This window comes from Deltaproteobacteria bacterium, assembly GCA_020848745.1.
Classification (GTDB): Bacteria; Desulfobacterota; Binatia; order UTPRO1; family UTPRO1; genus UTPRO1.
Genome location: JADLHM010000069.1, coordinates 1 through 12,188, shown reverse-complemented (window position 1 = coordinate 12,188; position 12,188 = coordinate 1). Strand labels below are relative to the sequence as shown.

General features: G+C 69.7%; 8 protein-coding genes and 1 tRNA gene. 6 read left to right on the top strand and 3 right to left on the bottom strand.

Annotated features, from left to right (window positions below):
- Positions 1-342 precede the first annotated feature (342 nt).
- Genes IT293_10455 through IT293_10430 form a run of 6 tightly spaced genes read left to right on the top strand, consistent with a single transcriptional unit; the run spans position 343 to position 10,420 of the window.
- The gene (locus tag IT293_10455) at positions 343-1,560 is read left to right on the top strand and encodes an MdtA/MuxA family multidrug efflux RND transporter periplasmic adaptor subunit (GenBank protein ID MCC6765073.1); all 1,218 of its coding nucleotides are present in this window, start codon (positions 343-345) and stop codon (positions 1,558-1,560) included.
- The gene (locus tag IT293_10450; GenBank protein ID MCC6765072.1) at positions 1,557-4,697 is read left to right on the top strand and encodes a multidrug efflux RND transporter permease subunit; all 3,141 of its coding nucleotides are present in this window, start codon (positions 1,557-1,559) and stop codon (positions 4,695-4,697) included. The genes IT293_10455 and IT293_10450 overlap by 4 nt, the downstream gene beginning before the upstream one ends.
- Entirely contained in the window at positions 4,694-7,822 is a 3,129-nt protein-coding gene (locus IT293_10445; protein ID MCC6765071.1) for a multidrug efflux RND transporter permease subunit, read from the top strand. The genes IT293_10450 and IT293_10445 overlap by 4 nt, the downstream gene beginning before the upstream one ends.
- Before the next feature lie 35 nt (positions 7,823-7,857).
- Positions 7,858-8,439, top strand: a complete 582-nt coding sequence (locus tag IT293_10440; protein ID MCC6765070.1) for a DUF2585 family protein — start codon at positions 7,858-7,860, stop codon at positions 8,437-8,439.
- 19 nt (positions 8,440-8,458) lie between these two features.
- Positions 8,459-8,980 (top strand): cytochrome c nitrite reductase small subunit, encoded by a 522-nt coding sequence (nrfH, locus tag IT293_10435; GenBank protein MCC6765069.1) that lies wholly within the window; start codon positions 8,459-8,461, stop codon positions 8,978-8,980.
- Between the two features lie 12 nt (positions 8,981-8,992).
- A complete protein-coding gene (locus IT293_10430) occupies positions 8,993-10,420 on the top strand; it encodes an ammonia-forming cytochrome c nitrite reductase subunit c552 (GenBank protein ID MCC6765068.1) in 1,428 nt (475 codons plus the stop codon).
- Positions 10,421-10,565: 145 nt separating this feature from the next.
- Here the strand turns inward: IT293_10430 and IT293_10425 are convergent, their stop codons facing one another.
- From IT293_10425 to IT293_10415, 3 genes are all read right to left on the bottom strand, one after another.
- Entirely contained in the window at positions 10,566-10,868 is a 303-nt protein-coding gene (locus tag IT293_10425; GenBank protein ID MCC6765067.1) for a hypothetical protein, read from the bottom strand.
- A 269-nt stretch (positions 10,869-11,137) separates the two neighbouring features.
- On the bottom strand, positions 11,138-11,842 hold the full coding sequence (locus IT293_10420) for an ADP-ribosylglycohydrolase family protein (GenBank protein MCC6765066.1): 705 nt from the start codon (positions 11,840-11,842) through the stop codon (positions 11,138-11,140).
- Positions 11,843-12,061: 219 nt separating this feature from the next.
- Positions 12,062-12,134 (bottom strand) — tRNA-Thr (locus IT293_10415).
- Positions 12,135-12,188: the final 54 nt, after the last annotated feature.

Here is a 12,188-nt window from a genome sequence, read left to right as displayed (position 1 = left end):
AATCCCGGCCCGCGCCGGCTCCTGAAGCGCCCGCAGAGGGATGAAGTCGGGCTGGCCCAGAAGCCACGGATCAGCAGAAGCGCATGCCGTTGGCGAGTGCGCAGCGCCGGCACGCCCGCTTGGACGGCGGCGCGGGCGATGGCGAATCGCGCGAGATTGTACCCGAGCGCGAGGCCCCAGACCTCCTGACGGACGCGAGCGAGCCCGGACCCATCCGCCGGCGATCGAACGTCCGCGCGCGGCAGACGGACACTCCCTGCGTTGCCACCAACCGACACACGAGGGTCGCGCGGGACCCGCTCCCTTGACAGGCGTCGTCGTGGCACGATGCTGCCCTTCCAAATGGATACGACCTTGGCCGCCGCGCCTCCGCGGCGACGTACGTGGGTGTGGTTGATCGGATTGGCGGTCCTGGCGTTCGCGGCCTACCGGCTGTTGGCCTCGACGGGGGAGACCGCCCCGAGCGCGGCGCCCGGCGCCGGAAAGCCCGCCGCTCCGCCGGTGCCGGTCGTCGCGGTGGCCGCGCGCCAGGGCGACATGCCGGTCTACCTCTCGGCGCTCGGCACCGTCACCGCCTACAACACCGTGACGGTGAAGAGCCGGGTCGACGGGCAGATCGTGCGCGTCGCCTTCGAGGAGGGGCAGACCGTGCGGGAGGGCGACCTTCTCGTCGAGATCGACTCGCGGCCCTTCCAGGTGCAGCTCGCCCAGGCCGAAGGACAGATGGCGCGCGACCGCGCGCTGCTCGAGGTGGCGAAGCGGACCTTGCAGCGGAACCGCGAGCTCCTCGACCAGGGCATCGTCGCCCGCCAGATGTACGACGACCAGCAGGCGACGGTCGGCCAGTACGAGGGCGCCGTCCAGGTCGACCAGGCTCTCATCGATCAGGCGAAGCTCCAGCTCACCTACAGCCGCGTGACGGCGCCGATCGGCGGCCGCGTCGGCCTCCGCCGTGTCGACGCCGGGAACGTGGTGCACGCGAGCGACGCGCAGGGCCTCTGCGTCATCACGCAGGTGGAGCCGATCACCGTGGTCTTCACGGTGCCGGAGGACGATCTCCGCGCCGTCCTCGACAAGAGTCGCGGCGGCGGCGCGCCCCTCACCGTCGAGGCCTACGACCGCGCCGGGCAGAAGCAGCTCGCGATCGGGACGCTACAGTCGACCGACAACCAGATCGATCCCGCGACCGGCACGGCGCGCCTGAAGGCCGTCTTCGACAACCGCGACCAAGCGCTCTTCCCGAACCAGTTCGTGAACGTCCGCCTGCGGCTCGACGTCCGCGAGAACGTCGTGATCGTCCCCGGCGCGGCCGCCCAGCGCGGCAAGGACGGCACGTTCGTCTACGTCGTGAAGGACGACGCGACCGTCGAGGTGCGCCCCGTCGTCGTCGGGCCCGCGGCGGAGGGCGAAAGCGCGATCGCGAGCGGCCTCGCCGCCGGCGAGCGGGTCGTGGTCGACGGCGTCGACAAGCTCCGCGCCGGCAGCGCCGTGAAGCTCCGCGGCGCCGACGCCGCCGGGCCGGCGCAGGCGCCCGCGCCGGGGAAAGCGCCGCCCTCGTGAACGTCTCGCGCACGTTCATCCTGCGGCCGGTCGCGACCTCGCTGCTCATGGTCGCGCTCCTGCTGTCGGGGATCGTGGCGTACCGGCAGCTGCCGGTCTCGGCGCTTCCGCAGGTCGACTACCCGACCATCCAGGTCGTGACGTTCTACCCGGGTGCCAGCCCGGACGTGATGGCGTCGTCGGTGACGGCGCCGCTCGAGCGCCAGTTCGGGCAGGTGCCGGGGCTGAAGCAGATGACGTCGACGAGCTCCTTCGGGAGCTCGGTGATCGTGCTGCAGTTCGCGCTCGAGCTCGAGATCGACGTCGCCGAGCAGGACGTGCAGGCCGCCATCAACTCGGCGGGGACATTCCTGCCGAACGATCTCCCGAACCCGCCCGTCTACAGCAAGATCAACCCCGCCGACGCGCCCGTCCTGACGCTCGCGCTCACGTCGAAGACGCTTCCCCTCTCCAGGGTTCAAGATCTGGCGGACACCCGCCTCGCCCAGAAAATCTCGCAGCTCCCCGGCGTCGGGCTCGTGAGCCTCGGCGGCGGGCAGAAGCCGGCCGTGCGCGTGCGCGCCAACCCGACGGCGCTCGCCGCCTACGACCTCGCGCTCGAGGACCTGCGGCGCGCCATCGCGGCCGCCAACGTCAACCAGGCGAAGGGCAGCTTCGACGGTCCGAAGCGCGCCTGGATGATCGGCGCCAACGACCAGCTGATGTCCGCCGCGGACTACCGCGGGCTCGTGATCGCGTACCGCAATGACCGGCCGGTGCGCGTCATGGACGTCGCCGACGTCGTCGACGACGCCGAGAACGTGAAGCAGGCGGCGTGGATGAACGCCGAGCCCGCCGTGCTCGTCAGCATCCAGCGCCAGCCCGGCGCCAACATCATCGGCGTCGTCGACCGCATCACGAGCCTGCTGCCGCAGCTCACAGCGGCGCTGCCGGCGGGCATCGAGGTGCGCGTGCTCACCGACCGCACCAACACCATCCGCGCCTCGGTCCACGCCGTGCAGTTCGAGCTCATGCTCACCGTCGCGCTCGTGGTGATGGTGATGTTTCTCTTCCTCGGCAAGCTCTCCGCGACCGTGATCCCGAGCGTCGCCGTGCCGCTCTCGGTCGTCGGCACCTTCGGCGCGATGTATCTCCTCGGCTACAGCCTCGACAACCTGTCGCTCATGGCGCTCACGATCTCGACGGGCTTCGTCGTCGACGACGCGATCGTGATGATCGAGAACATCACGCGCCACATTGAGAACGGAGCATCGCCGCGCGAGGCCGCGCTCGCGGGCTCCAAGGAGATCGGCTTCACGATCATCTCGCTGACGGTGTCGCTGGTGGCGGTGCTGATTCCGCTGCTGTTCATGGGCGACATCGTGGGCCGGCTCTTCCGCGAGTTCGCGGTGACGCTGGCGGTGACGATCCTCGTGTCGGCGGTCGTCTCGCTGACGCTCACGCCGATGATGTGCGCGCGGCTCCTCCGCAACGTGCCGGCGGACGAGGAGCGCTGGCTCGCGCGCCGCTCGGCGACGGCCTTCGAGCGGGTGATCGCGCGCTACGGGACCTCGCTCCGGTGGGTGTTGCGCCACCAGACCGCCACGTTGATCGGCTTCGTCGCGACGCTCGCGGCGACCGTCCTCCTCTACGTCGTCGTGCCGAAGGGCTTCTTTCCGGTGCAGGACACCGGCGTGATCCTCGGCGTGTCGGAGGCGCCGGAGTCGGTCTCGTTCGCGGCGATGGCGGAGCGGCAGCAGCGGCTCGCGGCGGTGGTGCTGCGCGATCCCGCGGTCGAGAGCCTGTCGTCGTTCATCGGGATCGACGGCGTCAACACGACGACGAACGCCGGCCGCATCCAGATCAACCTGAAGCCTCTCGAGACGCGCGACGCGAGCGCGGTCGAGGTCATCCGGCGGCTGCAACCGGCCCTCGCCGAGGTCGAGGGCGCGACGCTCTACATGCAGCCGGTGCAGGACCTGACCGTCGAGGACCGGGTGAGCCGCACCCAGTTCCAGTACAGCCTGGCGTCGCCCGACCCGGAGGCGCTGCGCGAGCTCGCGCCCCGCATGCTCGAGCGTCTCCATCACCTGCCCGAGATCCGCGACGTCGCGAGCGACCAGCAGGCCGGCGGCCTGGAGCTGACGCTCGCGATCGACCGCGACACCGCGTCGCGGCTCGGCATCACGCCGCAGATGATCGACGACACGCTCTACGATGCGTTCGGCCAGCGCCAGGTGTCGACGATCTTCACCCAGCTGAACCAATACCGGGTCGTCCTCGAGGTGGACCCGAGCTTCCAGCGGGGCCCCGAGGCGCTCGATCACATCTACGTGCGCTCGACGAGCGGCGCCGCGGTGCCGCTTGCGTCGTTCACGACGGTCCGACCCGGCACGACCGCGCTCGCGGTCTCCCACCAGGGGCAGTTTCCGTCCGTGACGCTGTCGTTCAACCTGGCGCCGGGCGCGTCGCTCGGGCACGCGGTCGACGCGATCAATCGAGCGGCCGACGACGTCGGCCTTCCCGCGAGCGTCCGCGCGGGCTTCCAGGGCACCGCGCAGGCGTTCCAGGCGTCGCTCGCGAACCAGCCGTTCCTGATCTTGGCCGCGCTCGTGACCGTCTACATCGTGCTCGGCGTGCTCTACGAGAGCTACGTCCACCCGCTGACGATCCTCTCGACGCTGCCGTCGGCGGGCGTCGGCGCGATCCTCGCGCTGCTGGCGACCGGCGGCGAGCTCAACGTGATCGCGCTGATCGGCATCATCCTGCTGATCGGCATCGTCAAGAAGAACGCCATCATGATGATCGACTTCGCGCTCGAGGCGGAGCGCCACGAGGGCAAGTCGCCCGAGGCGGCGATCTACGAGGCGTGCCTGTTGCGCTTCCGGCCGATCATGATGACGACCATGGCGGCGCTTCTCGGCGGATTGCCGCTCGCGCTCGGCACCGGCATGGGCTCCGAGCTTCGCCACCCCCTCGGCGTGACGATCGTCGGCGGGCTCCTCGTCAGCCAGGTGCTCACCCTCTACTCGACGCCGGTGATCTATCTGGCGTTCGATCGCCTGGCGGAGCGCTTCGCCCGGCGCTCCGGCCGCGCGGAGGAGATCCGGGACGGCGAGGCGAGGGCCGCGCCGCCGTTCGGCCTGGAGTCCGAGTGAACCTCTCCGCGGCCTTCATCCGCCGGCCGGTCGCGACCTCGCTGCTGACGCTGGCGATCGCCCTCGCGGGCGCGATCGGGTTCCAGGGTCTGCCGGTGGCGCCGCTGCCGCAGGTCGAGTTCCCGACGATCCAGGTGTCGGCGCATCTGCCCGGCGCGAGTCCCGAGACCATGGCGTCGGCGGTCGCGATGCCGCTCGAGCGCATGTTCGGCCGCATCGCCGGCGTGACCGAGATGACGTCGACGAGCGGGCTCGGGGCGACGCAGGTGACCCTGCAATTCGACCTCGGCCGCAGCATCGACTCCGCCGCGCGCGACGTGCAGGCGGCGATCAACGCCGCGCGCGGCCAGTTGCCGGCGGCGCTCCCGAACAACCCGAACTACCGCAAGGTGAACCCGGCCGACGCGCCGATCCTGGTCATGAGCCTCACCTCCGACACGCTGCCGCCGAGCCGACTCTACGACGCGGCCGCGTCGATCGTGCAGCAGGAGCTCTCGCAGGTGGACGGGGTCGGACAGGTCTTCCTCGGGGGCAGCTCGCTGCCGGCGGTGCGCGTCGAGCTGAACCCTACGGCGCTCACCAAGTACGGCATTGGCTTCGACGAGGTGCGCGCCGCGCTCGGCGCCGCCAACAGCAACCGGCCGACGGGCGAGATCGCGACCGCGACCGAGGCGTGGAACCTCGACACCGACGGCCAGCTCATGACCGCCGCGCCCTACCGATCGCTCGTCATCCGCTCCCGGGACGGCGCCGTCGTCCGCATGAGCGACGTCGCCGACGTCGTCGACTCGGTCGAGGACGTGCGCACCGTCGGCTTCGCGAATGGCAAACCCGCCGTCATGGTCATCATCTTCCGGAAGCCCGGCGCCAACGTCATCGAGACGATCGACCGCATCCGCGAACGGGTGCCGTACCTGCAGGCCGCGATTCCGAGCGCGATCGACCTCGACGTCGTCATCGATCGCAGCGCCTCGATCCGCGCCTCGGTTCACGACGTCGAGATGGCGATGGTGATGGCGATCGCGCTCGTGATCCTGGTGGTCTTTCTCTTCCTGCGCGATCCGCGTGCGACCGCGATCCCGAGCGTCGTCGTGCCGCTGTCGTTGGTCGGCACGTTCGGCGCGATGTACCTGCTCGACTACTCGATCGACAACCTGTCGCTGATGGCGTTGACCATCTCGACCGGGTTCGTGGTCGACGACGCGATCGTCGTGCTGGAGAACGTCATGCGGCACCTCGAGCGCGACGTGCCGCCGCGCGAGGCGGCGCTGCGCGGCGCGCGCGAGATCGCCTTCACGGTGCTGTCGATGAGCGTGTCGCTCGTCGCCGTGTTCATCCCGATCCTTCTGATGGGCGGAATCGTCGGCAGGCTCTTCCGCGAGTTCGCGGTCGTGCTGTCGCTGGCGGTGCTGATCTCCCTCGTCGTGTCGCTCACCACGACCCCCATGATGTGCGCGCGGATCCTGCGGCGCGGGCACGGCATCCGGCCGCCCGGGCGCATGGCGCACGCCGCCGAGCGCGCCTTCGGCGGGCTGCACCACGCGTACGCGCGGAGCCTCGCCTGGACGCTCGCGCACCCGCGGTTCACGCTGCTCGTCGCCGGCCTGATGGTCGCGCTCAACGTCCATCTCTACGGCGTCGTGCCGAAGGGCTTCTTCCCGCAACAGGACACCGGACGGCTCATCGGCAACATCCAGGCCGACCAGGCGGCCTCGTTCATCGCGATGCAAGAGAAGCTCGGGGAGCTCGTCGACATCGTGCGGAGCGACCCGGCGGTCGAGACCGTCGTGGCGTTCACCGGCGGGTCGCAGGGCTCGAGCACGGGGCGCATGTTCGTCGCCTTGAAGCCGCTCGCGGAGCGCAAAGTGTCGGGCGACGCCATCGCCGCGCGCCTGCGGCCGAAGGTCGCGACGGTCGCGGGCGCGAGCCTCTTCCTGCAGCCGGTGCAGGACATCCGCATCGGCGGCCGTCCGAGTGGCGCGCTCTATCAGTTCACGCTCCAGGGCGACGACCTCGACGACCTCGACGAGGCCGCGCCCAAGGTGCTCGCCGAGCTCCGCACCATGCCGATCCTCACCGACGTGAACAGCGATCAGATGAGCGGCGGCCTCCAGGCCACGCTCGTGATCGACCGCGACACCGCGGCGCGGCTCGGCGTCACGACCCAGATGATCGACGACGCGCTCTACGACGCCTTCGGGCAGCGCCAGGTCTCGACGATCTACACCGCGCTGAACCAGTACCACGTCGTCATGGGGGTGGCCCCGAGCTTCTGGCAGCGGCCGGAGACGCTGCGCGACGTCTACGTCCGCGCGGTGAACGGCACGCCGGTCCCGCTCGCCGCCTTCGCGCGCATCGAGTCCGGCACGACGGCGCTCGCCGTCACCCACCAGGGACAGTTTCCGGCGACGACCGTGTCCTTCAACCTGGCGCCGGGGGTCGCGCTCGGCGAAGCCGTGGACGCGATCACCGCCGCCGTGCGCGATCTCGACATCCCGCCGGGCGTGCGCGCGACCTTCGCCGGCACGGCGCAGGCGTTCCAGGCGTCGCTCGCCAACCAGCCGCTCTTGATCCTGGCGGCGCTCGTGACCGTCTACATCGTGCTCGGCATCCTCTACGAGAGCTACATCCACCCGCTCACGATCCTCTCGACGCTGCCGTCGGCGGGCGTCGGCGCGATCCTGGCGCTGCTGGTGACCGGCGGCGAGCTCAACGTGATCGCGCTGATCGGCATCATCCTGCTGATCGGCATCGTCAAGAAGAACGCCATCCTGATGATCGACTTCGCGCTCGAGGCGGAGCGGCGCGACGGTAAGGCGCCGAAGGAGGCGATCTACGAGGCCTGCCTCCTGCGCTTCCGTCCGATCATGATGACGACGATGGCGGCGCTGCTCGGGGGGCTGCCGCTCGCGCTCGGCACCGGCATGGGCTCGGAGCTCCGCCGCCCGCTCGGCATCACGATCGTCGGCGGCCTCCTGGTGAGCCAGATGCTGACGCTCTACACGACGCCGGTGGTCTACCTGTACCTCGACCGGCTGAGCCTCTGGTGGCGGGGCGTCCGCTCGCACGGGGCCGCGCGGGTCCGCGGCGCAAGGGCGACCCTCGCGGCGCGGCGCGCCTCCTGAGCGCGTCGTCGGAACGCGCGGGCGGAGCGGCTCTCATGCGAACGGAGCGGACACGGCTGGTGCGGCACGCGGCGGGTGCCGTCGCCGTGCTCGCGGTCATGGCGGGAGCGCTCGCCGCCATGGGCCGCGTGTGGTGGTGCCGGGCGGGCGACCCGCACCTCTGGTCGGGCGCCGATGAGATCCTGAGCCGCCACAACTCACAGCACCTCGTCGATCCCTACGCCTTCACGCACGTGCTGCACGGGCTCGTCTTCTACGCGCTCGTGTGGGTCGTGCTGCGCGGCCGCGCCGGGGCGACCGGGCGCGCGTGGGCGGGCTTCCTCCTCGAGGTCGCCTGGGAGATCCTCGAGAACACCGACGCCGTCATCGGGCGCTACCGGACCGCCACGATCGCGCTCGACTACTACGGCGACAGCATCGCGAACTCCGTCGCCGACGTGGTCGCCTACCTGGCCGGCTACGGGCTCGCTGCGGTGCTCCCTGTGCAGGCGTCGGTCGCCGCCTTCGTGCTCGTCGACGGCGCCCTCGCGCTCTGGATCCGCGATGGCCTCGTGCTGAACGTCTGGATGCTGCTCTGGCCGATCGCGGCCGTGCTGCGTTGGCAGTCGGGCGGCTGAACCGCTAACCAGGGAGCGCATGGCGCCGCGCGAGACACCCCGATCGTCGCGCATGCTGCCGCTCCTGCTCGCCGTCGTGATCGGCGTCGCGGCGGGAATCGGCGGCTATACGTTCCAGTACGCCCGCGGGCTCTCGTACTTCAGCACCGACCCCGCGGCGTGCGTCAACTGCCACATCATGCGCCCGCAGTACGACGCGTGGCAGAAGGCGAGCCACCATCAGGTGGCCGTCTGCGTCGACTGCCACCTGCCGCACGCCTTCGTACGCAAGTACCTCGCGAAGATGGAGAACGGCTGGCGGCACGGCGAGAAGTTCACCACCCAGCGCTTCGTCGAGCCGATCGTCGTGCAGGCGAACGGGCGCGCCATCCTGCAGGAGAACTGCCTCCGGTGTCATGGCGACCTCGTCCACCGGATCGCCGGGGCGTCGAGCCTGCCGGGGGACGTGCCGTGCACGCACTGTCACGCGGGCGTCGGCCATGGGGAGAAGACCGGAATCGGCGGGCCGCTCACGCCCGCCGACCTCGCCGCCGCTTCGTGAGCACGGGAGATCATGATGAGTCGAGCCCTCTATCTGGTGCTGATCGCCGTGGTCGCCGCCGCGGCCGCGGGCGCGACCGCGCTCCTCACCAACATCTTCGAGCGCAAGTCCGAGCAGCGCGTGCCGTTCCTGCGCGTCGTCGAGGTCGGCGAGGACGACACCGACCCCGAGAAGTGGGGGAAGAACTGGCCCGCCGAGTACGACGGCTACCGGCGCACGTCGCTCCTCACCAAGACGCGCTTCGGCGGCCACCAGGGCAGCGAGGCGCTGCCCGAGGAGAAGATCGAGCGCGATCCGTGGCTGAAGCGCATGTTCGCGGGCTACGCCTTCTCGATCGACTACCGTGACCGCCGCGGCCACGCCTACATGCTGTACGACCAGGAGGCGACCAAGCGGCTCACCAAGCCGCAGTCCGGCTCGTGCCTGCACTGCCACGCGTCGATCATGCCGCTCTACCGCGAACTCGGCGGCGGCGACGCCATGCGCGGCTTCGAGGAGTCGTTCAAGCTCACCTACCAGGACCTGAACGCCAAGCTGCACGCGTCGGGACACGGACACCCGGTGAGCTGCGTCGACTGCCACGACCCGGAGGACATGTCGCTCCGGGTCACGCGTCCCGGCTTCGTTCGCGGTATCCAGGCGCTGGCCGCCTCGGACGCGCCCGTTCCCGCCTTGAACAGCATCCAGGTCTGGCGCGACGGCAAGCGCGCCGTTCCCTACGATCCCAACCGCGACGCCTCCCGCAACGAGATGCGCTCGTACGTCTGCGGCCAGTGCCACGTCGAGTACTACTGCGGGACCAAGATGCCGCTCACCTTCCCATGGGGCAGTGGCCTCACCGCCGACGCCGTCGAGGCATTCTGGGACGGCACCAAGTTTCCCGACGGCCAGCCGTTCGCCGATTACGTCCACACCGAGACCGGCGCGCAGGTCCTGAAGGCCCAGCACCCCGAGTTCGAGCTCTGGACCCAGGGCGTCCACGCGCGGAGCGGCGTCTCCTGCGCCGACTGCCACATGCCCTACGTCCGCGAGGGCGCCACCAAGATCAGCGACCACTGGGTACGCAGCCCCTTGTTGAACGTCAACCGCGCCTGCCAGACCTGCCACCGCACCTCGGAGGACGAGCTGAAGGCGCGCGCCGACGTCATCCAGCAGCGCAACAACGAGCTGCTGCAGCGCGGCGGCGCCGCGATCGTCGATCTGATCGACGCCGTCGTCGCCGCCAAGTCGCGCGGCGTCCCGGCCGAGTCGCTGCAGGATGCGCTCAGGCTCCAGCGCCGCGCCCAGTGGCGCCTCGACTTCATCGCCGCAGAGAACAGCATGGGCTTCCACGCCCCGCAGGAAGCGGCGCGGGTGCTCGGCGAGGCGATCGACTACGCGCGGCAGGGGCAGGTGGCGGTGCTGCGGGCGGGCGAGGGGACGGGGGCCGCGGGGCGGTGAGAGCTCGGCGAACTGGTTCGAGACGAAGACGATACGCATCACCCTCGATGAACAGCTTCTCGCCGAGCTCGATGCCGACCCGGAGGCGCAGCGCGACGGGCGGTATCAGCCTCCGAGAATCACCGCGCATGCCTCGATCATGTACCTATTTCCCGAGGACGACGAACTGCTGGCAGTATCCGTAGGCGACGAGCCGGCCGTCCGAGTCGAAGCCCGGCATCGCACAGTAGATCTTGTGATCGAACATCTCGCGGACGAGGAAGCCCGGAACGGCCGGGAGAGCCACCGTGCACGCACACGCGCCGCGGAAGCTCGGCTTGGCGAAATCGAAGGGCTCGGTGACGGCGAACTTGGCAATGAGGCTGTTGAACTTCTTCTGAGCGTTGCCGGCATGCGCCATCCAGGGCGCAGCGATGAACACGGCGACGACGATCACTCGAATGAACACGCGCATGGGCCCTCCGGTCACGAGCGCCGAACGTGGCGGTTGCGAAAGAATACCTGGAGCAATCCGGGAGTCCCCCCGGCTATGCCGGGGAGGCAGTCCAAGTTTGACGATTCCGGGAGTGTCACGACGGAGCTCTCCTCCATGAGCCGCTCGAAGCCACATGAAGGGGAGTCTCAGGCACGACAGCGAGACGCTAAGCAACGCCCAAGGGGAGTGCAAGGATCACGTAGTGTTCATTCCGACGGAGGAGGCACCATGCACGAGACCGCCTATCGAGCGTCCCGATCCGACTCTGCATAGGCGCTGACAAGCAGGGCCTTCATCGCGTCCGGGAGGTATCGCATCCCTTCCGCGCGCACCGCCTCCGGTATGCCGAAAAGCGCCTCCGCGAGTCCGCCGGCGATGGCCGCCAGCGTATCGGCATCGCCCCCGAGCGACACGGCGTTACGCACCGCGTCCTCGTAGCCCGCCGTCGTCAGGGCGCAGGTGAACGCCTCGGGCACTGCGACGCGGATGGTCTCGGGCGTCTCGCCCTGACGCGCGAGAAAGATCGCGTGGGCGGTGGCAAGCGCCCCCTTCATGTCCTCCGGGTGATTGTGGGTGATCGCGGTGACCCGCTGGGCCATGGCGAGGCAATCGCGCAGCGTGTCGGCGAGGAACGCGGCGGGGCTGACGCGCATGGCGCCACCGTTGCCGTAACTGTTGTAGGGCGGTTGCACGGTGGCCGCCGCCACCCATCGCAGGAACTTCTGACCGTACCCTCCGACACGACGACCCAAGGGGACGCGCCCCGCCCAGTCGCGCAGCGATCCGGCTGGATCGCTGCCATGCAGCAGGGCATCGGCCACCGCGACCGTCAGGACGCCGTCGTCGGTAATCCCGTTGCGCTCCGAGAACAGCGGGGAGCGCTTCGTCTTGATGCGCCGGAACTCCCAGATCGAACCAACGACGTCTCCGATGATGGCGCCAAGCATCAGCTCGTTCTCCGGGCGTGATGATCCCAGGCCGGGGCACCATAGGCACCGGGTACGGCAGCCTCAAGAGGGATGAGCCGTCTCCAGGGCGATCGCCCATGGGCGTGCCAGCCTCGAGCTGAAGGATCAGCGTGATTCGTCGATCGCTTTCTTCATCTCCCGGTCGTACACCTCTTCGGAGATGAGCTTGCGGCCAACCCATCCAGGATCCAGGTACAAAGCCACCCAAGGGAATCGAACCCTCGACCTACCGATTACGAATCGGTTGCTCTGCCAGCTGAGCTAGGGTGGCGTGGTGGGTGGAACGGCGGGTGAGGGCGAGACCATAGAGGCTCGCACGCGGATG

Bases quoted from the DNA above. Each gene is read 5' to 3' on its own strand.
- IT293_10455 (MCC6765073.1), top strand. From the start codon at position 343: ATGGATACGACCTTGGCCGCCGCGCCTCCGCGGCGACGTACGTGGGTG.
- IT293_10440 (MCC6765070.1), top strand. From the start codon at position 7,858: ATGCGAACGGAGCGGACACGGCTGGTGCGGCACGCGGCGGGTGCCGTC.
- nrfH (MCC6765069.1), top strand. From the start codon at position 8,459: ATGGCGCCGCGCGAGACACCCCGATCGTCGCGCATGCTGCCGCTCCTG.
- IT293_10430 (MCC6765068.1), top strand. From the start codon at position 8,993: ATGATGAGTCGAGCCCTCTATCTGGTGCTGATCGCCGTGGTCGCCGCC.
- IT293_10420 (MCC6765066.1), bottom strand. From the start codon at position 11,842: ATGCTTGGCGCCATCATCGGAGACGTCGTTGGTTCGATCTGGGAGTTC.